Here is a 21,111-nt window from a genome sequence, read left to right on the forward strand (position 1 = left end):
CATGGCACGATCGGACACTGACACACTCGACCGCACGCACACACCGACCGTGGGGGCCACAGCGATGGTTATGTTCCTGTTCCTGGTCGTCGCGCTGGCCGTCGTGGTCGCCGCGGTGACCCTCGCCGTGGTGGGCGGCGGCGAGGGCGACGGCCCGCTGCCGGAGGCCGCGCCCGAGCGACTGCAGGACCCGCTGCCGCCGGACCGCCCGGTCAACCGCGCCGACATCGACAGCCTCCGCTTCCCGCTCGCCGCCCGCGGCTACCGCATGTCCGACGTCGACGACGCCCTCAGCCGCCTCGCCGCCGAGCTCGCCGAGCGCGACGCCCGGATCGCCGACCTGGAGTCCGCGCTGGCCGGGGCCCAGACGCCGGCCGGCGGCCATGGGGCGGGCCATGTGTCGATGGACAAGCCCACCAGAGAGGACCAGCAGTGAGCGACGGCACGGCCCTCGCCGGTCCGGACGGCGCCCTGCGCTGCCCCTGGGCCCTGTCCACCCCGGACTACGTGGCGTACCACGACGAGGAGTGGGGCCGCCCGGTCCACGGCGACGCCGCGCTCTACGAGCGGCTCAGCCTGGAGGCCTTCCAGTCCGGCCTGTCCTGGATCACCATCCTGCGCCGCCGCGAGGGCTTCCGTGCCGCCTTCGCCGGGTTCGACATCGCCAAGGTCGCGACCTTCACGGACGCCGACAGGGACCGCCTCCTCGCCGACGCGGGCATCATCCGCAATCGCGCCAAGATCGACGCGACCATCGCCAACGCACGCGTGCTGACCGACTGGGCCCTGGGCGAGCTGGACGACCTGATCTGGTCCCACGCGCCCGACCCGACCGCCCGCCCCGTCCCGAAGACCTTGGCGGACGTCCCGGCGGTCACCCCGGAGTCGACGGCCCTGTCCAAGGCCCTGAAGAAGCGCGGCCTGCGCTTCGTGGGCCCGACGACGGCGTACGCCCTGATGCAGGCGTGCGGCCTGGTCGACGATCACCTGGAGGCGTGCGTGGTGAGAAGCGCCCTCTCGTAGTCCCCTACGCCGGGCTAGTCCCCTACGCAGGGCGCGGCCCCGAGTTCACCGGCCCAAGTACTTCGGCTTCTCCTTGTTGACGAAGGCCTGCACGGCGATCGCGTGGTCCTCCGAAGACCCCGCCCGCGTCTGCAGCTCGTCCTCCTTCTCCAAGGTCTCCTCGAGCGAGTGCGACAGCCCGAAGGCCACCGCCTCCTTGATCGCCCCATAGGCGACCGTCGGCCCCTCGGCCAACGCCCGAGCCACCTTCTCGGCCTCCGCGCGCAGCTCACCAGGGGCCACCAGCCGGTTCGCGATGCCCAACTCGTACGCCTCCTGCGCCTTGATGTTGCGCGGGAAGAGCAGCAGGTCGGTGGCGCGGCTCGGGCCGACGACCCGCGGCAGCGTCCAGGAGATCCCGGAGTCGGCGGTGAGCGCCACCCCCGCGAACGACGTGTTGAAGGCGGCCGTGTCGGCCACGACCCGGTAGTCCGCGGCCAGCGCGAACCCGAAGCCCGCCCCCGCCGCGACCCCGTTCACCCCGGCCACCACGGGCTTCGCCATCCCGGCGATCGCCCGCACGATGGGGTTGTAGTGCTCCCGCACGGTGCTCATGGTCTGCCCGGAACCGGTCTCGCGGTCGGCGACCAGCAGCCCGATGTGCTCCTTCAGGTCCTGCCCCACGCAGAACGCCCGCTCCCCGGCCGCGGTCAGCAGCACGGCCCGTACGGCGGAGTCGTCCGCCGCGGCCTGGACCGCGTCCCGCAGTGCGACCTTGGCCGCGATGCTCAGCGCGTTCATCGCCTCCGGGCGGTTCAGCGTGATCGTCGCGAGTCCGTCGCTCACCTCGTAGAGCACGGTGTCGGCCATGGCGTATCCCCTCCGGTGTACGGCTCGGGGCGTACTCATCAGTACGCGATTGTCTGAGGACAGCATGGCGGAGATCACGGACGACGGCCCTGACCGGAGGTGTGACCTGCGTCAAAGAATTTGTGTCCGGTTCTGTTGGGCCGAAGTGTGTGCGGTGGCGCAGTATCGCAGTCACATCGCCGAATTGAGTGGTTTTGCTCGCGCGCGTTGCCCAAGCGATGCCGACTGATGTTGGTCATCGGGTCCTGAGATGCGGGATAATGGCTTGGAAGCAATGTGTTCGATGCCGGTGTCGCGAGTCTGTGCCAGACGCGCGTGCCCTCCATGGGGCCGTCGGCTTTGACGATGAGCTGGTTTCAGGAAGGGGAACGAGCATGGCGGCCATGAAGCCGCGGACGGGCGATGGCCCGCTCGAGGTGACCAAGGAGGGGCGGGGCATCGTCATGCGCGTTCCGCTCGAAGGCGGCGGTCGGCTCGTCGTCGAGCTGACCCCTGACGAGGCCGACGCGCTCGGCGACGCCCTCAAGAAGGTCGTCGGCTGACGCGGCAGCGACCCCACCCTTTCGGCGGCCCCGGCATCGCACATGGTGCCGGGGTTGCTGCTTGTGTGGAACATCCGGTACGTCCGTGCCGTACGGCTGGTCAGGCGGTCTTCGTGCTCAGCGCTTGACCGCGCACAGCAGCCCGTCCCCGACCGGCAGCAGGGACGGCACCAGCTCCTGGCTCTCGCGCACCGCGCGCAGCAGCTCACGTATGCGTATGACTTCGGTGGGCTGCGGGCCCGAGTCGACCGTGCGGCCGTTGGTGAAGACGCCCTCGAAGACGACCAGGCCACCCGGACGCAGCAGGCGCAACGATTCAGCGAGATAGTCGAGGAACTCCAGCCGGTCACCGTCGCAGAAGACGAGGTCATAGCCGGCGTCCGCGAGCCGGGGCAGGACGTCCAGGGCGCGGCCCGGGATGAAACGGGCGCGGTTGCTGGCGAAGCCGGAGGCGCGGAAGGCCTGGCGGGCGAACTGCTGGTGCTCCGGCTCGGGGTCGACGGTCGTCAGGACGCCGTCGGGGCGCATGCCGTGCAGCAGGTGGATCCCGGAGACGCCGGTGCCGGTACCGATCTCCGCGACCGCCTTCGCGTCCACGGTGGCGGCGAGCATCCGCAGCGCGGCGCCCGTGCCGGGAGACACCGAGCGCAGCCCCGCCTCGCGGGCCCGGTCCCGGGCCCAGCGCAGGACGTCGTCCTCGGCGACGTAGGCGTCGGCGAACGCCCAGCTCGTCTGCCGGTTGCCGGTAATGACCCTCTCCTGTCCCCGTGGTTGCCTGGGCGTGACTGTATCCGTTGCGGGCGGGAACCCGCAGATGGGACCGCGCGTTTAGAGGGGTGGGAAGACGAGCGGGGGGACACAGTTGGATCACGATGAGGAGCAGGGCCGGGAGCAAGTGCCGACGCAGGCGCATCAGCCGTATCGGCCCAGATCAAATTCTCGTAAAACCGCTTATCCGGAGCTAACGGGCGAGGTGGCTATGGTAGGGGCTCCACTGGACACCACCAGAGCCGACAGGGGAGGTGCGGCTGCGCCTGTGGATCGGGGAGGAGTGCTGCGGCGCTTTCTCGGATCGGCGGGCAGGCCGAAATCCGTGAACGACACCGCTGACCGCAGCCACGCCGGCGATTACGCCCAGACCGCGACCTTCTCCACCGACGCGGACGGGCAGGCGTGGACTCCGCCCACCTGGGAGGAGATCGTCAGCACGCACAGCGGCCGCGTCTACCGACTGGCGTACCGCCTCACCGGCAACCAGCACGACGCCGAGGACCTGACGCAAGAGGTCTTCGTCCGCGTCTTCCGCTCCTTGTCCACCTACACGCCGGGCACCTTCGAGGGCTGGCTGCACCGCATCACCACCAACCTCTTCCTCGACATGGTCCGCCGCAAGCAGCGCATCCGCTTCGACGCGCTGGGCGAGGACGCGGCCGAGCGGCTGCCCAGCAAGGAGCCCACACCGCAGCAGGTCTTCAACGACGCCCACTTCGACGCGGACGTCCAGCAGGCCCTCGACACCCTCGCGCCCGAGTTCCGCGCCGCGGTCGTCCTGTGCGACATCGAAGGACTGTCGTACGAGGAGATCGCCGCGACCCTCGGCGTCAAGCTCGGCACCGTCCGGTCCCGTATCCACCGGGGCCGCTCGCAGCTGCGCAAGGCCCTCGCCCACCGCTCGCCGGAGGCGCGCGCCGAGCGCCGCTCCTTCGTGCCGCGTGTGGCAGCGCTGGGGGGAGGGGGCGCGACCGCGTGAGTGGCTCCCGACCCAACCCCGCCGAACGGCTCCTGGCCGAGCAGCACCTAGGCGACCGACTCTCCGCCCTCGTCGACGGAGAGCTCGGTCATGAGACGCGCGAGCGTGTCCTGGCCCATCTGGCGACCTGCGCCAGGTGCAAGTCCGAGGTCGACGCCCAGCGCCGGCTGAAGAACGTCTTCGCGGAGGCGGCCCCGCCACCGCCCTCCGAGAGTTTCCTGGCCCGTCTCCAGGGTCTCCCCGGGGGCAGCGACCTCGACGGCGACGGTGGATCGCCGCTGGGCGGCGGGGCCGGCTTCGAAGGACTCCCCGGCCGGCCCGGCGCCGCCACCGGCGTCTTCGGTATGAAGCGGGGCGAGCGCTTCGAGTTCGGATACGTCCCCTCCCGTGCCCACGCCCCCATACTCCCCGTCGCGGACCGTGGCTTCCGTACCCACCCCGTGGGCCGTCCCGACACTGATCGCTCGGCGTCCTCGCGGATGCGGTTCGCGTTCGTCGCGGCGGGCGCGGTGTCGCTGGCCGCGATCGCGCTGGGCGGCGTCACCACCAGCGCGCCCACCGATGCGGAGGCCCGCGGCGGCTCGGGGTCCGGCAGCAATGTGACACCCGCGCGGACGGCGGGCACCGGCGCCTCTACGACCCCGGAGAACCAGCGTCGCCGTGGACTCGGCCCCCTGCTCGCGCAGGGCCAGGGCCAGCGTTCGCTCGACACCCCGGCGGCCTCGACCGAGGTGTCGGCTCCGCTGCTGCCCGGGATGCCGGCCCAGCCCGCCGACGCGGAGCTGCACACCCTGACGGCACCCGTGGTGGCCGGTGCGGCCGCCATGTCCCCGTTGATACGTCCGCTCAGCGCGACCCCGCCGCTCACCCTGACCGCCTGGTCCAAGGACACCGGGATCCCCGCGACCCCGGGCCTGCTCGCCGCACCCGTCCCCGACGCGACGTCGTCGCCTTCCGCCTCCCCCGCCACCGAGCGCTGACCCAGCCCCTGCGCAGCGGCCCGCGAACCTGATTGAATCCGGGTGGGCCGCGCGCTGTGCCCATGGGCCGGGCGCGGAATCGATACACCGTGTGCCGGATGGGGAGGTGGCTCGAAGCCGAGCGCGACAGCGCAGAGTTGAGTAGGCATGCGGGCGCGGGGACGTTCCTGTTGGCTGCCCAGCCGGACTCGAGCCACGGTCAGCAGGAGTAGGAAGCGGAACATGAACGAGGGCAAGCCCGCGAAGGCGAAGTGGTGGAACCGCCCCCGATTGCAGGGCCATTCCTCGGAGCCCACGGCTGACGGCGACTTCGAGTTGGCACGGCCGTTGGGGGGTGGGGCGGCGGATGGTGACTTCGAGCTTCGGCCGGCTGGGAGTGGCGATGACGTCGCTTCCGAGGGGGACTTCGAGCTGGCGCGGCCGGCCGGGGTATCGGTGCCCGCTTCATCGGAGGGCACGGCTGGTATTGCGGACGCTGTAACCGCGGAACCCTCCGAGGATGCCCGTGTCGAGACCGGTCCTGCGGTGAGCCTTGCCGACAGCGCCGCATCCCCTCCTGCCAGCCCCACACCCCTCCACGACCCCGACCCCTACAGCACCCCGCCCTACGGCGAACCCGGCCCCTGGGCACCCGCCCCACCGGTTCAGCACCCGGCGACGACGCCCTCGCACGGCACGGCCGTACCGATGCCGCCGCCCGAGCCTGCCCCGGCGTACGGGGCGCAGGCCACGGCGCCTGCGAGCGACGTCACTGCGCCTCAGACGACAGCCGCCGCCTCCGCCCCCGTGCCGCCCCAGGCGACCGGCCTCTCGACCCGCACGCCCCCTCCGGCCCCCGCGGCAGAGCAAGCACCCGGCATACCCGCCCCCGCACCGCACCCGGCGCCCCCAGCCCCCGCCGCCCCGGCGCCGCCCTCAGGCATACCGGCGCAGGAAACGCACCCGACTGCTGAGGCGCCGACCGGATCCGTCCCCGCCCAGTCGGCACCTCAGGCCCCTGTCCAGCCGGCGGCCTCGACCGTCGCCCAGCAGGCGCCCCTGGCCCCTGCCCGGCAGGCGCCCCCGGCCCCCGAGGCGCCCACCGCCCCCATCCCCACCCAACCGGCGCCTCAGCCCCCTGCCCAGCCCGCGCCCCCGACCGCCCCCACCCTCAACAACACCCCCACCAACCCCCCCTTCGACCCCCCACCCCCCACCAACCCCTGGCAGAACTACGACCCCTGGTCCCAGACCCCCCACCCCACCGCTCCCCTCCAACAAACCGGTGCCGCCGTCCCCAGTCAGGCGCAGCGGCGTTCGCGGGGGAAGAAGGTGTTGGTTGTCGGGGGGTTGCTCATCGCGTTGGTCGCCGGAGGTGTCGGTGGGGTCGTGGGGGCGTATCTCGAGCGGAATGGTGGGGTGGGGGACGTCGTGTTGCCGCAGGCCGGGGTCGAGGCTGTCGGGCGGGCGCCGGACAGTGTCGCCGGGATCGCGGCGCGGGCGCTGCCGAGTGTGGTGACGTTGCATGTGACGGGGAGTGCGGAGCAGGGGACCGGTACCGGCTTCGTGCTCGACGGCCAAGGGCACATCCTCACCAACAACCACGTCGTCGAGCCCGCGGGGGAGGGCGGCGAGATATCCGTGACCTTCCACAGCGGGGACACGGCCAAGGCCACCGTCGTCGGACGGGACAGCGGCTATGACCTCGCCGTCGTCAAGGTCAGCGATGTCCGCGGGCTGAAGCCCCTGCCGCTCGGCAACTCCGACAACGTCCAGGTCGGTGACCCCGTCGTCGCCATTGGTGCCCCGTTCGACCTGGAAGGCACCGTCACCTCCGGCATCATCAGCGCCAAGGAGCGTCCCATCACCGCCGGAGGCGAGGGCGGGGACGGCAGTGACGGGAGTGATGTGTCGTATGTGGATGCCCTCCAGACCGACGCTCCCATCAATCCCGGCAACTCCGGCGGGCCCCTCCTCGACGCCGAGGGGCGGGTCGTCGGGATCAACTCCGCGATCCGGTCCGCCGACAGCGGCTCCGACCTCGACGGCGGCCAGGCCGGCTCCATAGGCCTGGGCTTTGCCATCCCGGTCAACCAGGCCAAGCGGGTCGCCGAGGAACTGATCAACACCGGCCGGGCGACACACCCGGTCATCGGCGTCACCCTCGACATGGACTACGCGGGCGACGGGGCCCGCGTGGGCACCAAGGGCAGCGACGGCGGCTCCGCGGTCACCGCGGGCGGGCCCGGGGACAAGGCCGGTATCGAGCCGGGCGACGTCATCACCCAGGTCGACGGCCAACGCGTCCACTCCGGTGAGGAACTGATCGTCAAGACCCGCGCCCACCGCCCCGGCGACCGGCTCGAACTGACCCTGGAGCGGGACGGCAAGGAGATCACGATCGAGCTGACACTGGGGTCCTCGAGTGGGCGCTGAGCCGGGTCCGGGCAGGGCCCCGGACTCACATGAACCTCACAGGACATCTCGCGCCGACGGCCCCACGCGCGCCCTGACAAGGCAAACAACCCGGAAAACCGCACGGCCACCCGCATTCGGAGGCCTCGGGACAGTACCGGTCGTAGCGGATCGCCGGGTACCGTGGATCCGGCCCGGACCACGGAAGACCACCCAGACCGCCGAGGGCCGAGGACCGAGGACATCGCAAGGAGCTTCAGGTGTTCAATGACATAGGACCGCTCGAGCTGGTGACGCTCATCGTCCTCGCCGTGCTCGTCTTCGGTCCGGACAAGCTCCCGAAGCTGATCCAGGACGTCACGCGGACGATCCGTAAGATCCGCGAGTTCTCGGAGAGCGCCAAGGAGGACATCCGGCAGGAACTCGGTCCGGAGTTCAAGGACTTCGAGTTCGAGGACCTCAACCCCAAGACGTTCATCCGCAAGCAGCTCGACAATGATGAACTAGGGCTCAAGGAGATCCGCAACGGCTTCGACCTGAAGAAGGAAATGGCCGAGGTCACCGACGCCGTCCACAGCCGTGAGGCGGAGTCCACGCCGTCCGCCGGCTCGTCCGGGTCCTCCGGCGGCACCATCGACATGACCAAGAAGCCCGAGACTCCGCGCGACGAGCGCCCGCCCTACGACGCCGACGCCACCTGAGCCGTACGAACACGGGAGCGGTCAGCCGCTCGTACGTGACGCTTCTCATACTCCGCCCGGGTCGCGCGCGGCCTGAACCCGCCCTCCGCGCGCCCCGCGCGCCGGGCGGTTTCCCTGCTGCTCGGAGCGGTGTGGCTATGCTGCCGAGTTGTTGTGCGGACCGTACCCAGACAAGTAACGCCGCCCGAAGGGGGGCGGGCAGGGCTGGTCCGTCGAGAGCGAGGAGGCGTCCGGGCACATGGAGACGACGAGTCAGACGACGAGTCGCGCAGTCGCGCAGGAACCGGCCGTGGAGAGCGGACAGCAGGTCCCCTCCGCCCGGCGCACGGTCGACGGCTACCTGCTGGCGCCCTTCCCGTGGTACGGCCTCGATGAGGCCTTCACGGGGCCGCGCTGGCTGATGCAGGTCGGCACGGCGGCCGACGGGGCCGTGGAGCACGGTTCGATCGGGCACGGGGACGAGCCCTCCGTGCGGAACGAGGCGACGGAGGACCGGGAGAAGTTCGCGGTCGTGGTGACCGTCGCCGCGAATCCGTCCCGGAGGAGTGCGGACGGTACGGGGCTGCTGGAGGCCACGTCGGTGTCCTCGGCGGCCTGGCTCGCGGGGGTGGGGCTGCTGACGTTCACCTGGCCCGGGCAGATGGACCATTCGCTGCGCGACGACTGGTTGGATCAGCAGACGGAGACGGCCTGGGCGTTGGCCGACGATCTCGCCGGGCCGGCCTGGTCGACGCTGTCCCTGCCGGTGGACGGGGTGCCCACGCCCTTCCACTACCGGGAGTCCGAGTTCGGGTGGGTGCTCGCCGGGTCCACCGAGGCGGGGGTGCATGTGGGGGCGTACGGCAGGGGGATGAGTGCGTATGGTCTCGGCTTCGCCGTGATCAAGGACATCGGCCAGTACGCGTAAGTGGAAATGGAAAATTGGGGGCACCGCGGATCTCGGTGCCCCCTCGCCGTAGGCGGGTCCGTCAGAACTTGTTGCGCGGCGTGATGCCCAGGGACATGCCCGAGAGGCCCCGCTGCCGGCCGCCCAGCTTCCCCGCGATGCCCCGCAGTGCGGCGCCCGCCGGGCTGTCCGGGTCCGTCAGGACGACCGGCTTGCCCTCGTCGCCGCCCTCGCGCAGGCGGACGTCGATGGGGATGTTGCCGAGGACGGGGACCGTCGCCCCGGTCGTGCGGGTGAGGCCGTCGGCGACGGCCTGACCGCCGCCCGTGCCGAAGACGTCGACCATCTCGCCGCAGTGCGGGCAGGGCAGGCCGGACATGTTCTCGACCACGCCGACGATCTTCTGATGGGTCTGTACGGCGATGGAGCCGGCCCGCTCGGCGACCTCGGCGGCGGCCTGCTGCGGGGTCGTCACGACCAGGATCTCGGCGTTCGGGACCAGCTGGGCGACCGAGATGGCGATGTCGCCCGTGCCCGGCGGCAGGTCCAGGAGCAGGACGTCCAGGTCGCCCCAGTACACGTCCGCCAGGAACTGCTGGAGCGCGCGGTGCAGCATCGGGCCACGCCACACGACCGGGGTGTTGCCCGGCGTGAACATGCCGATGGAGATGACCTTCACGCCGTTCGCGGACGGCGGCATGATCATGTTCTCGACCTGGGTCGGATGCCCGTCGGCGCCCAGCATGCGCGGCACGCTGTGGCCGTAGATGTCGGCGTCGACGACGCCCACCTTGAGGCCGTCGGCGGCCATCGCGGCGGCCAGGTTGACCGTCACCGAGGACTTGCCGACGCCGCCCTTGCCGGAGGCGACCGCGTACACGCGGGTCAGCGAGCCGGGCTTGGCGAAGGGGACTTCGCGCTCGGCGGTGCCGCCGCGCAGGGCGTTCGCCAGCTCCTTGCGCTGCTCGTCGCTCATCACGTCGAGCGTGACGTCGACGCGCGTGACGCCCTCGACCGCGGAGACCGCGTCCGTCACGCGCTGCGTGATCGTCTCGCGCATCGGGCAGCCGGAGACCGTCAGGTACACGGTGACCGCGACCGCACCGTCCGCACCGATCTCCACCGACTTGACCATCCCGAGTTCCGTGATGGGGCGGTTGATCTCGGGGTCGTTCACCGTCGCCAGTGCTTCGCGCACCGCGTCTTCCGTAGCCATAGGACGATGGTACGGCCCGGTAGCCATGCCCCGGAAAGCCCGTCAGCGGTCGTCTACGTCACGTCCGCGCGACCGATCCGCCGGGAATACCCCGGCCTCGCGGTGACCGTTGTGCCGCTCGTCCAGCTCCTTCATCACGTCCTGGAGCTCCGAGCGCATCCAGTCCCTGGTGGCGACCTCGCCGAGGCCGATGCGCAGGGCGGCGATCTCCCTGGTCAGGTACTCGGTGTCGGCGATCGACCGCTCGTTCTGCTTGCGGTCCTGCTCCAGGTTGACCCGGTCGCGGTCGTCCTGCCGGTTCTGCGCGAGCAGGATCAGCGGGGCGGCGTAGGAGGCCTGCAAGGACAGGACCAGGGTGAGGAAGATGAACGGGTACTCGTCCCAGCGCAGGTCCGTCGGCGCCGCGATGTTCCACAGCACCCACACGACGATCACGATCGTCATCCAGACCAGGAACCGCCCGGTGCCGATGAAGCGGGCGATGCGCTCGGAGAGCCGTCCGAAGGCCTCCGGGTCCCACTCGGGCAGGATCCGGCGGCGCGGCGGGCGGGGTTGGTCGAGGCGATTGCGGGGCGCCCGGGAGGACGCGGTGGCGCCCGAGGCTGTGCGCTCGCGTGTGCTCTCACGCTCAGGTGCCATGCGCCGCTGCCCCCTCGCCCGCGCCGTTGTCGCTCTCCTCGTCCAGGTGGAACTCCGTCTCCCGCCAGTCCTCCGGCAGCAGATGGTCCAGTACGTCGTCCACCGTCACCGCGCCCAGCAGTGACCCCGAGTCGTCCACGACGGGAGCCGCGACCATGTCGTACGTCGCGAAGAACCCGGCGACGACCGGCAGCGCGGCGTCCGGCTCCAGCGCTTCGAGCGCCTCGTCGAGCAGCGCGCTGACCAGGGTGTACGGCGGGTCGCGCAGGAGGCGCTGGAAGTGCACCGTGCCGAGGTATTTGCCGGTCGGTGTCTCGTCGGGCGGGCGGCAGACATACACCTGGGCGGCGAGGGCCGGGGACAGGTCGGGGTTGCGGACGCGGGCGAGGGCGTCGGCGACGGTCGCGTCGGGGCGCAGGATGATCGGCTCGGTCGTCATCAGACCGCCCGCCGTGTGCTCCTCGTACGCCATCAGTCGGCGCATGTCGGCCGCGTCGGCGGGCTGCATCAGGCTCAGCAGCCGTTCCTGCTCGTCCGTCGGGAGCTCGCCGAGCAGGTCGGCCGCGTCGTCCGGGTCCATGGCCTCCAGGACGTCTGCGGCGCGCTCCTGCTTCAGCTTGCCGAGGATCTCGATCTGGTCGTCCTCCGGCAGCTCCTCCAGGACATCGGCGAGGCGGTCGTCGTCGAGGGCGGCGGCGACCTCGGCGCGGCGTTTGGGGGAGAGGTGGTGCAGGACGTTGGCGAGGTCGGCGGGCCGCAGCTGCTCGAAGGTGGCCAGCAGACTCTCGGCGCCCTGTCCCTGCTCCTCCAGGGAGAAGCCGGTGACCGCGGACCACTCGACGGTCAGCGACTCGCCCTTGGCCCGTCGGAAGGCGCCGCTCCTGCCGCCCTTCCGCACGAAGACCTTGTCGATCTCCCACTCCCTGCGGGCCGGCAGCTGGCCGACCGAGAGATCGAGGACGGTGACCTCCTCGCCGGTCTCGACGAGGGTGACCCGCCGGTCGAGGAGCTCGCCGAAGACGAGGCGCTCGGTGGGGCGCTGCTCGAAGCGGCGGACATTGAGCACGCCGGTGGTGATGACCTGGCCGGACTCGACGCCGGTCACGCGGGTCATGGGCAGGAAGATACGGCGGCGGGTGGAGAGTTCGACGACGAGGCCGAGCAGGCGCGGGGGACGCCGGCCGACCCGGAGCATGACGACCAGATCGCGTACGCGGCCCACCTGGTCGCCGTTCGGGTCGAACACGGCGATGCCGGCGAGGTGCGAGACGAAGATCCGGGGAGCGCCGGCTGCCATGGCTTCAGGCTCCTTCGCATGCGGGGTGTGCGGTGGTGCTGTCGCGGCTGCGCTGCCGTGCCGCCTTTTGTCGAAAATTGCCCGCTCGGGTGGGCTTCAGGCTAGCCCGTCCGGATCCGATACGCCCTGGTGAGAGGTCCGGACGGACTGGCTCCGCCTGGGGGGTGACGTGCGGGTACGCTGCCGTACGCCGCTCAGCTCTCACGAGTTCACGACAGAAAGGCAGCCCACCTGTGACTGCGATTCTCCAGGGTCGTACTCGCCGGGCCGCGCTGATGACCGCCATCTGCGCCCTGGTCGTGTCGGGAACGGGGCTGACGGGATGCAGTGAGGACCCGGACGAGGGCACCAACGGTGTCGGCAAGCTGCCGGCCGCCGACATCCAGCGCAAGACCCGCACGGCCGCCGAGTCCGCCAAGGCGGTGCGCCTGTCGGGGAACGTGGCGACCAGTGGCCGTACCTACAAGCTCGACATGCAGCTGAAGGCCGACGGCGCGACGGGGTCGGTGACCGCGCAGGGGTCCACGTTCCAGCTGCTGCGGATCGGCGAGCAGCTGTATCTGAAGGCCGACGCCGGCTTCTGGAGCGACGCGGGCGACGACGGCAAGGCGGATGCCGGGGCCGTGGACAAACTGAACGGCAAGTATGTGAAGGTGCCGCAGGGCGACCCGGCGTACAAGAAGTTCAGCGGCTTCACGGACAAGGCCGTCCTCCTCGGCGGCCTGCTGACCCTGCACGGCACCCTGGCGACCGACGGCCACCACGAGCAGGCGGGCACCCGCACCATCCGCATCACCGGCGACAAGGGCTCCGGCGGCACCCTGGACGTCTCCCTGGACGGCGACCCGTATCCCTTGCAGCTGACCCGAGCGGGCGGCGGAGGCACCCTCACGTTCTCCGACTGGGGCAAGGACTTCGCCCTGAAGGAGCCCCCGAAGGGCGACACGGTGGACTACGGCAAGCAGCTGCCGACGTCGTGACAGGACCTAGCGGCGCCGCTTCTTCAGCAGCAGTCGCGGGAGGCCCGCCGGGATCGGCCGGCGTGTCGTCGCCGGGGACGGCAGCGGTGCCTCGGCCAGGGAGCCGTCCGGCAGCGGTGCCGTGGTGCCCGTCGGCTCCAGCCGCAGCACCCGGCACTCACGGGCCCACCGCCCCGGCATCGCCTCACCGTCGGGGGCGTTGAGCCGCTTGCCCTTCAGCTCGGCGACCGCGGCCTCCCAGGCCTCCGACCCCGCCCCGAGCTCCACGACCTTCGCCGTCCACGACAGCAGCCGCCCGCCCTTGTCCTTGCTGCGGACCGTCACCTCGGCCTCGGCCCCGTCGGCCAGCCCCGGCAGCGGCTGCTCGCCCGGACCGTCGCCGATGACACACGCCGCGCCCTCGTGCCACACATGCCACAGCGCACGGGCCGGGACGCCGGGCCCCTTGACCCAGATCAGCCCGGACTTCTTCGTGGCCTCCTCGACGAGGGCCTGGTCGAGCAGCTCGCTTGTCATGGGCTCAGCCTAGCGAGCGGCGCTCACAGCCAGCCGTTGCGCTTCAGCGTGCGGTGGATGCCGAGACAGATCGCCACCGTGACGCTGAGGATCACCGGGTAGCCGTACTTCCAGTGGGTCTCCGGCATGTAGTCGAAGTTCATGCCGTACACCCCGCACACCATCGTCGGTACGGCGATGATCGCGGCCCACGAGGTGATCTTCCGCATGTCCTCGTTCTGCGCCACGGACGCCTGGGCCAGGTTGGCCTGGAGGATCGAGTTCAGCAGCTCGTCGAAGCCGATGACCTGCTCGTGCACACGGGCGACATGGTCGGCGACGTCCCGGAAGTACTTCTGGATGTCCGGGTCGATCAGCCGCATCGGACGCTCGCTCAGCAGCTGCATGGGGCGGAGGAGGGGCGACACCGCGCGCTTGAACTCCAGGACCTCGCGCTTGAGTTGGTAGATCCGGCCGGCGTCCGTGCCGCGCGGCGAGCCCTTGCGGCCGGGCGAGAAGACCTCGGTCTCCACCTCGTCGATGTCGTCCTGCACCGCGTCGGCGACGGCGATGTAACCGTCGACGACATGGTCGGCGATGGCGTGCAGCACGGCCGAGGGGCCCTTGGCGAGCAGCTCGGGATCGTCCTGGAGGCGGTGCCGCAGCGCCCGCAGCGAGCCCTGGCCGCCGTGCCGGACGGTGATGAAGAAGTCCCGGCCGGTGAAGCACATGACCTCGCCGGTCTCGACGACCTCGCTGTTGGCGGTGAGCTCGTCGTGCTCGACGTAGTGGATGGTCTTGAAGACGGTGAACAGGGAGTCGTCGTAGCGCTCCAGCTTGGGCCGCTGGTGCGCCTGCACGGCGTCCTCGACGGCCAGCGGGTGCAGTCCGAACTCACCGGCGATACCGGAGAATTCGGCCTCGGTCGGCTCGTGCAGCCCGATCCACACGAAGCCCCCGTCACGCCGCACCTGGCGCATCGCCTCGTGCGGGGTCAGCGGCTTGTCGGTCTCCAGTCGGCGGCCGTCACGGTAGACGGCGCAGTCGACGACGGCCGAGGGGGTCCCGGGGTCGCGGGTGGTGTCGTAGGCGCCACTGTCCTTGCGCAGCGAGGTACGGGCCGGACGGACCACGGCGCGCAGGTCTCGGATCATCGACATGAGCAGGCTCCTTCGCAACGGGCAACGAAGCGCGGAGAACCGCTGTACGGCTGGAACTGCCCGGAATGGGGACGTCCTGACCTCAGGATGTTTGGCACGTCCACAAAGCGGGGAGCACCGCACCGTTGCGGTGATGGGCTTCGTTGCTGATTCAGATCAGACGATCAGGCAAAGCGAAACGAAGTGCTCTTCCGTGTGAGGACGCAAGCGTGAGAGGACGGCGGTCAGCCGGAGCGGAACAGCCGAATCAGCTACATCAGCGGCGGGAAGAGCGAGTGGTACTGCACGGTCGACTTCGATCCATGACAGCCCCACCTCCTCCGGCCGGTCCCTCGTAAGGGACGATCCACACCCCGTACGGGGTTCCCCGTAGGGGAGTTTTCATCAGCGTCGGGACTCGATAGCGACGCTTCTGCGTGCTGCCCCGAACACCGGGCAAGAGTATCAGCCGACTGAAGTGTCAAGGCGCTGCTTTGCCCGGTACTGACGAGTTCTATGCTCGCGGCATGGCTGATGTTCTTCCTCTGGTCGAGGCCCGGTTGCGCACCGCGCTGGGCGAACCGGACGCCCGCGCGGCGGTCACTTTCCTCGGTACGGACCGCATCGAGGTGCTCCGTTTCCAGGACGGGGACATCGTCCGCTACGCCACGCTCGGCATGTCCGCGCAGCCCATGGGCGACCCCTCCGCGATGATCGCCGACCCGGTCAAGGGCCCCCGCGCGGAGCTGGTCCTCTCGGTGCGCGCCGGGCTCGCCGACACCGACAAGGCGCTCCGCCCGCTCGCCGTACTAGCCGCGTCCCCCCAGGTGGAGGGTGTGATCATCGCCCCTGGTGCCTCGCTGGACGTCGGTGACCCGCTGTGGCCCGACGCCCCCTTCACCTCGGTCCTGGTCGCCGAGCCCGGCGGTCTGGTCGAGGACCTGGAGCTGGACGAGCCCCTCGACCCCGTGCGCTTCCTGCCCCTGCTCCCCATGACGCCGAACGAGGCCGCCTGGAAGCGGGTGCACGGCGCCCAGGCCCTCCAGGAGCGCTGGCTGACGAACGGTACGGACCTGAGGGATCCCGCCCGCAGGTCCGTCCCGCTGGACTGACGCGGCGTGAGGAACCTCACCAACGGGTGGCCGAAAAGCATCAGTTGGCGAACACGGTGACGCTGTCCTCGGTGGCGTGCAGCGTCTCCAGTTCCTCCACGTCGTGCGTGAGCGCGTTGCGCCGTACGACGACCACCAGCGCGCCCGCCACGGCCGTGACCGCCGCCACCACGAACGGGACGCGGACGCTGCCGGTCCACTCCTCGATGCGCGGGGCGAAGTAGGGCGCTGCCGCTGCCGCGAACCAGCGCACGAAGTTGTAGCCCGCGCTCGCCACGGGACGCGGCGCGTCCGAGACGCCGAGCGCCAGCTCCGTATAGACGGTGTTGTTCACGCCGATGAACGCGCCGGACAGGATCGTGCAGACGACGGCCGTGGTGTGGTCGCCGTACCCGAGGACCAGCACATCCGCCGCGAGCAGCACCAGCGACCCGCCGAGCACCCTCAGCGAACCGAACCGCCGCTGCATGCGCGGCGCCACGAGCACCGAGAACACCGCGAGCAGCACGCCCCACGCGAAGAAGACCGCGCCCGACCGGTACGGGCTCATGTCCAGCACGAACGGTGTGAAGGCCAGCACCGTGAAGAACGTGTAGTTGTAGAAGAACGCCGAGACCGCCGCCGACGCCAGGCCGCCGTGGCCGAGCGCCCTGATCGGGTCGAGGACCGAGGTCTTGCGGGCCGGCTTCGGCTGCTCCTTCAGGAACGCCGTGATGCACAGGAAGCCGACGGCCATCAGGAAGGCCGTACCGAAGAACGGGTAGCGCCAGCTGGCGTCCCCGAGCAGCGCGCCCAGCAGCGGTCCGCACGCCATGCCGAGGCCGAGGGCGGACTCGTACAGCAGGATCGCCGCCGCGCTGCCGCCGGCCGCCGCGCCGACGATGACCGCGAGGGCCGTCGAGACGAAGAGCGCGTTGCCGAGCCCCCAGCCCGCCCGGAAGGCGACCAGCTCGCCGACCGATCCGGAGGTGCCGGCCAGACCGGCGAAGACGACCACGAAGGCGAGGCCGAGGAGGAGGGTCCTGCGGCCGCCGATACGGCTGGAGACGTAGCCGGTGAGCAGCATCGCGACGGCGGTGATCAGGAAGTACGAGGTGAAGAGCAGAGAGACCTGGCCGGGAGTGGCGTTCAGGCCGCCGGCGATGGACGGCAGGATCGGGTCGACGAGTCCGATGCCCATGAAGGCGACGACGGAGGCGCCGGCGGTCGCCCAGACGGCCCGGGGCTGTCGCAGCAGAGAAGTAGATGGCATATACATATATTAAGTTAGGTAGGCTAAATAATGCAAAGGGCATCCGGCTGCCCCGGCGGACGGGTTCCGTCCGGACGGGTGATCGTCCTTGACGTGGCGCAGAAGGGGTAGGACCGTGGGGGCCTATGAGGGGCGAACCCAGTTGCCCGAAGTGTGGTGGCCGGGTCAGGGCTCCCGGACTCTTCGCCGACACCTGGCAATGCGATGTGCACGGCACCGTGCATCCGGTGCAGCCCGTGATCCCGCCAAGCGTCGAGGCCCTCGGTGTGGTCGTGCATCGCACGCAGGTGCCGGTCTGGATGCCGTGGCCGCTGCCGATCGGCTGGCTGTTCACGGGAGTCGCGAGCGCGGGTGACGATCGCAGCGGGGGTCGGGCGACTGCTGTCGCCTGCTCCGGGCCGGGGCCGCTCGGGGGGATGGGTGAGCTGATCCTCGTCGCGGAGGAGCTCGGGGTCGGGCTCGGTGCCCGGTACGCCGGTATCGACGGGCCGGATCCGGGGTCGTACATGAATGTCGAGAAGCCGCCACAGGCCAAGGTGCTCGCCGCCGGGCGGCCCACGCCGCTGTGGCATGTGTCGGGGACGCCCGATGACCGTGCCGTGTTCGCGGGGGAGGCGCTCGGGATGTGGCTGTGGGCGGTCATGTGGCCCGAGCAGTCGGGGCTGTTGATGTACGACGAGCTGGTGCTGACGGATCTGCGGGATGCGGGGGCCGAGGTGGAGCTGGTGCCGTGCGGGGCGTTGTCGCCGCGCTTGCTCGAGCCGTAGGGCGCCAAATGGCTCGGGTGCCTGGTGGGGGTGTGCGGCTGCGGGTTGTTTGTGGTTGCTCGCGCCCACGCGGCGGAGCCGCATATCGATACAGCCCCGCGCCCCTGAGGTGGGCGACTGTAGGGGTCTCTTGTGCTGTGCGGGTGTGACATGCGGTCGTTGAAAATGCGGTTATCCTTGAGCGGCCCCTTCCGTGTCGTCCCCCGTCTGGAGTTCGCGTCGTGCGTATCGACCTGCACACCCACTCCACGGCTTCCGACGGGACGGACACCCCGGCCGAGCTGGTGCGTAACGCCGCTGCCGCCGGGCTGGACGTCGTGGCGCTGACCGATCACGACACCACGCGTGGGTATGCCGAGGCTGTCGCCGCGCTGCCCGAGGGGCTCACGCTCGTCACCGGGGCCGAGCTGTCCTGCCGTATCGACGGCATCAGCATGCACATGCTGGCCTATCTCTTCGACCCCGAGGAGCCCTCGCTGCTCGCCGAGCGTGAGCTGGTGCGGGACGACCGGGTGCCCCGGGCGCAGGGCATGGTCGCCAAGCTCAACGCGCTGGGCGTGCCCGTCACCTGGGAGCAGGTGCTGCGGATCGCCGGGGACGGCTCGGTCGGGCGGCCGCATGTGGCCACCGCGCTGGTCGAGCTCGGGGTCGTACCGACCGTGGGCGACGCCTTCACCGAGGACTGGCTCGCCGACGGCGGGCGGGCTTATGTGGAGAAGCACGAGACCGACCCCTTCGAGGCGATCCGGCTGGTCAAGGCCGCGGGCGGGGTGACCGTGTTCGCGCATCCCGCCGCGAGCAAGCGGGGTCTCACCGTGCCGGAGGCCGCGATCGCCGAGCTGGCCGCCGCCGGGCTCGACGGCATCGAGGTCGACCACATGGACCACGAACCCGAGACGCGGGCGCGGCTGCGCGGGCTGGCCAAGGAACTGGGGCTGCTGCCGACCGGGTCCAGTGACTACCACGGCAGCCGCAAGACCTGTGTGCTCGGCGAGTACACGACGGATCCCGAGGTGTACGGCGAGATCACGCGGCGGGCGACCGGGGCGTTCCCCGTGCCGGGGGCCGGCGGGGTCTGAGGCTCGCCCCCCATCCACCCCTTCACGTCCGCTCGTTTCGTATCCGCAAGGCGCTCATGTTCGACGTTGCCGTTTTCGGCTCTCTCTTCCTGACCCTGTTCGTCATCATGGATCCCCCCGGGATCACCCCGATCTTCCTCGCGCTCACCGCGGGCCGCCCGGCCAAGGTGCAGAAGCGGATGGCCTTCCAGGCCGTCTGTGTGGCGGGCGGTGTGATCGCGGTGTTCGGGCTCCTCGGGCATCAGATCCTGAACTATCTGCATGTCTCCGTCCCCGCGCTGATGATCGCGGGCGGGCTGCTGCTCCTCCTGATCGCGCTCGACCTGCTCACCGGCAAGACGGACGAGCCCAAGCAGACCAAGGACGTCAATGTCGCCCTCGTCCCGCTGGGCATGCCGCTGCTGGCCGGGCCGGGGGCGATCGTGTCCGTCATCCTCGCCGTGCAGAAGGCCGACAGCGCGGCCACGCAGGTCTCGGTGTGGGCGGCGATCCTCGCCATCCATGTCGTGCTGTGGCTTGTGATGCGGTACTCGCTGCTGATCATCCGGGTCATCAAGGACGGCGGGGTCGTCCTGGTGACGAGGCTCGCGGGCATGATGCTGTCGGCGATCGCCGTGCAGCAGATCATCAACGGGGTCACCCAGGTGATCCAGGGCGCCTGAGCCGTCGTAAGCGCGAAGCCCCCGTACGGCGTGTGCCGTACGGGGGCTTCGAAGCTTCTGCGGTGATCCGCGTCTGTTATGAGGCCGTGGTCTCGGCCGGTCGGATCCACAGCCGCTGCCCGATCGAGGCGGCCTGCTGAACGATCCGGTTGACGGAGGCGGCGTCCACGACAGTGCTGTCCACGGGCGTGCCGTCGACCTCGTCGAGTCGCATGATTTCGAAGCGCATGGCTTCTCCCTTCGTCTGGTCATCCTCCTGAGGAGAACTACTTGGTCACATGGGTCACAACCTGCTTCGCACGGAAAACATTCCCTACGCTAAAGAAATTTTTCGAACGCCTAAGTACTGGCCGGTAAGTCATCGCCGAGTGATCAAGGCGGGACCGACCGGGACCGGTTGTGTTCGCAGCGTGACCGCCGGGACAATGGAGGCGATGAACGACGACCTCGGCGCACTCTCCGCCCGCATCGACCACACCAACGAGCTGCTCCAGCGCATGCTCGCCGAGGTGGCGAAGACGCCCTCGACCCATGCGATCTTCGTCGACGCGGGATATCTGTACGCGGCCGCGGGGCGGCTGGTCGCCGGGACCGAGGACCGCCGTGCCTTCGATCTGGACGCCGAGGGGTTGATCGAGGCACTCATCGACAAGGCGCGCACGATCTTCGCGGACAGCAGGTTGCTGCGCGTCTACTGGTACGACGGCGCGCGGCGCCGTATCCACACCGCGGAGCAGCAGTCGATCGCCGAACTCCCCGATGTGAAGGTCCGGCTGGGCAACCTCAACGCCAACAACCAGCAGAAGGGCGTCGATTCACTGATCCGCAGCGACCTGGAGTCCCTGGCCAGACACCGCGCCATCAGCGACGCGGCCCTGCTCGGCGGGGACGAGGACCTCGTGTCGGCGGTCGAGGCGGCGCAGGGGTACGGGGCGCGGGTGCACCTGTGGGGCATCGAGGCGCCGGAGGGCCGCAACCAGGCGGAGCCCCTGCTCTGGGAGGTCGACAGCCAGCGCACCCTGGACCTCGACTTCTTCAAGCCGTACGTCGCCCGGCGCACCGCCGCCGTGTACGAGACCGGCGGGACCCGGCCGATGCGGGAGGGCGTCCGGTTCGTCGGTGCGCAGATCGCGGCGAAGTGGCTCGCGGCACGGGGGCGGGAGTCGCTCGAGGAACTGCTGCCCGGGCATCCCTATCTGCCCGGGTCGGTGGACCAGGATCTGCTGGTGGAGGCGGAGGCGCTGTTGCAGTACTCGCTGCGGGGGCAGGCGGATCTGCGGCGGGCCTTGCGGGACGGGTTCTGGGAGCACTTGCAGGCGCAGTACTAGGTGCGGGGTGCGGGGTGGTG

23 protein-coding genes are annotated in these 21,111 nt (G+C 70.4%); 14 read left to right on the top strand and 9 right to left on the bottom strand.

Annotated elements, in window-relative coordinates; all coding sequences use genetic code 11:
- Positions 1-70: 70 nt before the first annotated feature.
- Positions 71-436 carry a DivIVA domain-containing protein gene (locus IE325_RS10040; RefSeq protein ID WP_190069798.1) on the top strand — a complete coding sequence of 122 codons (366 nt, stop codon included), beginning with the start codon at positions 71-73 and terminating at the stop codon, positions 434-436.
- Entirely contained in the window at positions 433-1,023 is a 591-nt protein-coding gene (locus IE325_RS10045; RefSeq protein WP_190069438.1) for a DNA-3-methyladenine glycosylase I, read from the top strand. Before IE325_RS10040 ends, IE325_RS10045 begins: the two co-directional genes overlap by 4 nt.
- A gap of 45 nt (positions 1,024-1,068) precedes the next feature.
- Here the strand turns inward: IE325_RS10045 and chcB are convergent, their stop codons facing one another.
- Positions 1,069-1,872 (bottom strand): 2-cyclohexenylcarbonyl CoA isomerase, encoded by an 804-nt coding sequence (chcB, locus tag IE325_RS10050; RefSeq protein WP_190069439.1) that lies wholly within the window; start codon positions 1,870-1,872, stop codon positions 1,069-1,071.
- Between the two features lie 374 nt (positions 1,873-2,246).
- On the opposite strand from chcB, the gene IE325_RS10055 reads away from it, so the two are divergent.
- Positions 2,247-2,414, top strand: coding sequence for a DUF3117 domain-containing protein (locus IE325_RS10055; RefSeq protein WP_003966491.1), 168 nt, complete (start codon positions 2,247-2,249; stop codon positions 2,412-2,414).
- Between the two features lie 117 nt (positions 2,415-2,531).
- On the opposite strand, the gene IE325_RS10060 is transcribed toward IE325_RS10055, so the two are convergent.
- Complete coding sequence (locus IE325_RS10060; RefSeq protein WP_190069799.1) at positions 2,532-3,164, bottom strand: O-methyltransferase; 633 nt, start codon at positions 3,162-3,164, stop codon at positions 2,532-2,534.
- 301 nt (positions 3,165-3,465) lie between these two features.
- Here IE325_RS10060 and sigE point away from each other — a divergent pair, with 301 nt between their 5' ends.
- From sigE to IE325_RS10085, 5 genes are all read left to right on the top strand, one after another.
- Positions 3,466-4,164: an RNA polymerase sigma factor SigE gene (sigE, locus tag IE325_RS10065; RefSeq protein ID WP_190069800.1), complete on the top strand. Its 699-nt coding sequence runs from the start codon at positions 3,466-3,468 to the stop codon at positions 4,162-4,164.
- Positions 4,161-5,144, top strand: coding sequence for an anti-sigma factor family protein (locus tag IE325_RS10070; protein ID WP_190069440.1), 984 nt, complete (start codon positions 4,161-4,163; stop codon positions 5,142-5,144). The genes sigE and IE325_RS10070 overlap by 4 nt, the downstream gene beginning before the upstream one ends.
- 222 nt (positions 5,145-5,366) lie before the next feature.
- Entirely contained in the window at positions 5,367-7,559 is a 2,193-nt protein-coding gene (locus IE325_RS10075) for a trypsin-like peptidase domain-containing protein (RefSeq protein WP_190069441.1), read from the top strand.
- Positions 7,560-7,798: 239 nt separating this feature from the next.
- Complete coding sequence (locus IE325_RS10080; RefSeq protein ID WP_190069442.1) at positions 7,799-8,239, top strand: sec-independent translocase; 441 nt, start codon at positions 7,799-7,801, stop codon at positions 8,237-8,239.
- Between the two features lie 238 nt (positions 8,240-8,477).
- Complete coding sequence (locus IE325_RS10085; protein WP_190069443.1) at positions 8,478-9,146, top strand: hypothetical protein; 669 nt, start codon at positions 8,478-8,480, stop codon at positions 9,144-9,146.
- A gap of 61 nt (positions 9,147-9,207) precedes the next feature.
- Here IE325_RS10085 and IE325_RS10090 read toward each other — a convergent pair whose 3' ends face one another.
- From IE325_RS10090 to IE325_RS10100, 3 genes are read right to left on the bottom strand one after another with little or no spacing between them, the layout of a single operon-like run.
- Positions 9,208-10,341, bottom strand: coding sequence for an Mrp/NBP35 family ATP-binding protein (locus IE325_RS10090; protein ID WP_190069444.1), 1,134 nt, complete (start codon positions 10,339-10,341; stop codon positions 9,208-9,210).
- A gap of 42 nt (positions 10,342-10,383) precedes the next feature.
- Entirely contained in the window at positions 10,384-10,980 is a 597-nt protein-coding gene (locus IE325_RS10095) for a DUF1003 domain-containing protein (protein WP_190069445.1), read from the bottom strand.
- Complete coding sequence (locus IE325_RS10100; RefSeq protein ID WP_190069446.1) at positions 10,970-12,277, bottom strand: magnesium transporter MgtE N-terminal domain-containing protein; 1,308 nt, start codon at positions 12,275-12,277, stop codon at positions 10,970-10,972. The genes IE325_RS10095 and IE325_RS10100 overlap by 11 nt, the downstream gene beginning before the upstream one ends.
- A gap of 233 nt (positions 12,278-12,510) precedes the next feature.
- On the opposite strand from IE325_RS10100, the gene IE325_RS10105 reads away from it, so the two are divergent.
- Positions 12,511-13,257, top strand: a complete 747-nt coding sequence (locus tag IE325_RS10105; protein WP_190069447.1) for a hypothetical protein — start codon at positions 12,511-12,513, stop codon at positions 13,255-13,257.
- Positions 13,258-13,263: 6 nt separating this feature from the next.
- Here IE325_RS10105 and IE325_RS10110 read toward each other — a convergent pair whose 3' ends face one another.
- Positions 13,264-13,773 (bottom strand): hypothetical protein, encoded by a 510-nt coding sequence (locus IE325_RS10110; protein WP_190069448.1) that lies wholly within the window; start codon positions 13,771-13,773, stop codon positions 13,264-13,266.
- Positions 13,774-13,796: 23 nt separating this feature from the next.
- The gene (locus IE325_RS10115) at positions 13,797-14,912 is read right to left on the bottom strand and encodes a magnesium and cobalt transport protein CorA (protein WP_190069449.1); all 1,116 of its coding nucleotides are present in this window, start codon (positions 14,910-14,912) and stop codon (positions 13,797-13,799) included.
- Between the two features lie 506 nt (positions 14,913-15,418).
- On the opposite strand from IE325_RS10115, the gene IE325_RS10120 reads away from it, so the two are divergent.
- Positions 15,419-16,003, top strand: coding sequence for a suppressor of fused domain protein (locus IE325_RS10120; protein ID WP_190069450.1), 585 nt, complete (start codon positions 15,419-15,421; stop codon positions 16,001-16,003).
- 40 nt (positions 16,004-16,043) lie between these two features.
- Here IE325_RS10120 and IE325_RS10125 read toward each other — a convergent pair whose 3' ends face one another.
- A complete protein-coding gene (locus tag IE325_RS10125; protein WP_190069451.1) occupies positions 16,044-17,261 on the bottom strand; it encodes an MFS transporter in 1,218 nt (405 codons plus the stop codon).
- A 119-nt stretch (positions 17,262-17,380) separates the two neighbouring features.
- On the opposite strand from IE325_RS10125, the gene IE325_RS10130 reads away from it, so the two are divergent.
- The 3 genes from IE325_RS10130 to IE325_RS10140 all read left to right on the top strand — a co-directional run bounded on the left by IE325_RS10130 (position 17,381) and on the right by IE325_RS10140 (position 19,763).
- Positions 17,381-18,022: a DUF6758 family protein gene (locus tag IE325_RS10130; protein ID WP_190069452.1), complete on the top strand. Its 642-nt coding sequence runs from the start codon at positions 17,381-17,383 to the stop codon at positions 18,020-18,022.
- Between the two features lie 221 nt (positions 18,023-18,243).
- On the top strand, positions 18,244-19,101 hold the full coding sequence (locus tag IE325_RS10135; protein ID WP_190069453.1) for a PHP domain-containing protein: 858 nt from the start codon (positions 18,244-18,246) through the stop codon (positions 19,099-19,101).
- 56 nt (positions 19,102-19,157) lie between these two features.
- On the top strand, positions 19,158-19,763 hold the full coding sequence (locus IE325_RS10140) for a MarC family protein (RefSeq protein ID WP_190069454.1): 606 nt from the start codon (positions 19,158-19,160) through the stop codon (positions 19,761-19,763).
- 76 nt (positions 19,764-19,839) lie between these two features.
- On the opposite strand, the gene IE325_RS10145 is transcribed toward IE325_RS10140, so the two are convergent.
- Positions 19,840-19,992 (bottom strand): DUF8834 family protein, encoded by a 153-nt coding sequence (locus IE325_RS10145; RefSeq protein ID WP_190069455.1) that lies wholly within the window; start codon positions 19,990-19,992, stop codon positions 19,840-19,842.
- A gap of 205 nt (positions 19,993-20,197) precedes the next feature.
- Here IE325_RS10145 and IE325_RS10150 point away from each other — a divergent pair, with 205 nt between their 5' ends.
- Positions 20,198-21,091 carry an NYN domain-containing protein gene (locus IE325_RS10150; protein WP_190069456.1) on the top strand — a complete coding sequence of 298 codons (894 nt, stop codon included), beginning with the start codon at positions 20,198-20,200 and terminating at the stop codon, positions 21,089-21,091.
- Positions 21,092-21,111 lie beyond the last annotated feature (20 nt).

Origin of the sequence: Streptomyces lanatus, assembly GCF_014655715.1 — a bacterium.
GTDB lineage: Bacteria > Actinomycetota > Actinomycetes > Streptomycetales > Streptomycetaceae > Streptomyces > Streptomyces lanatus.

Bases quoted from the DNA above. Each gene is read 5' to 3' on its own strand.
- IE325_RS10085 (WP_190069443.1), top strand. From the start codon at position 8,478: ATGGAGACGACGAGTCAGACGACGAGTCGCGCAGTCGCGCAGGAACCG.
- IE325_RS10120 (WP_190069450.1), top strand. From the start codon at position 15,419: ATGGCTGATGTTCTTCCTCTGGTCGAGGCCCGGTTGCGCACCGCGCTG.
- IE325_RS10095 (WP_190069445.1), bottom strand. From the start codon at position 10,980: ATGGCACCTGAGCGTGAGAGCACACGCGAGCGCACAGCCTCGGGCGCC.
- IE325_RS10150 (WP_190069456.1), top strand. From the start codon at position 20,198: ATGAACGACGACCTCGGCGCACTCTCCGCCCGCATCGACCACACCAAC.
- IE325_RS10140 (WP_190069454.1), top strand. From the start codon at position 19,158: ATGTTCGACGTTGCCGTTTTCGGCTCTCTCTTCCTGACCCTGTTCGTC.
- IE325_RS10145 (WP_190069455.1), bottom strand. From the start codon at position 19,992: ATGCGCTTCGAAATCATGCGACTCGACGAGGTCGACGGCACGCCCGTG.
- IE325_RS10040 (WP_190069798.1), top strand. From the start codon at position 71: ATGTTCCTGTTCCTGGTCGTCGCGCTGGCCGTCGTGGTCGCCGCGGTG.
- IE325_RS10110 (WP_190069448.1), bottom strand. From the start codon at position 13,773: ATGACAAGCGAGCTGCTCGACCAGGCCCTCGTCGAGGAGGCCACGAAG.
- IE325_RS10115 (WP_190069449.1), bottom strand. From the start codon at position 14,912: ATGTCGATGATCCGAGACCTGCGCGCCGTGGTCCGTCCGGCCCGTACC.
- IE325_RS10055 (WP_003966491.1), top strand. From the start codon at position 2,247: ATGGCGGCCATGAAGCCGCGGACGGGCGATGGCCCGCTCGAGGTGACC.
- IE325_RS10075 (WP_190069441.1), top strand. From the start codon at position 5,367: ATGAACGAGGGCAAGCCCGCGAAGGCGAAGTGGTGGAACCGCCCCCGA.
- IE325_RS10100 (WP_190069446.1), bottom strand. From the start codon at position 12,277: ATGGCAGCCGGCGCTCCCCGGATCTTCGTCTCGCACCTCGCCGGCATC.
- IE325_RS10130 (WP_190069452.1), top strand. From the start codon at position 17,381: ATGAGGGGCGAACCCAGTTGCCCGAAGTGTGGTGGCCGGGTCAGGGCT.
- IE325_RS10090 (WP_190069444.1), bottom strand. From the start codon at position 10,341: ATGGCTACGGAAGACGCGGTGCGCGAAGCACTGGCGACGGTGAACGAC.
- IE325_RS10125 (WP_190069451.1), bottom strand. From the start codon at position 17,261: ATGTATATGCCATCTACTTCTCTGCTGCGACAGCCCCGGGCCGTCTGG.
- chcB (WP_190069439.1), bottom strand. From the start codon at position 1,872: ATGGCCGACACCGTGCTCTACGAGGTGAGCGACGGACTCGCGACGATC.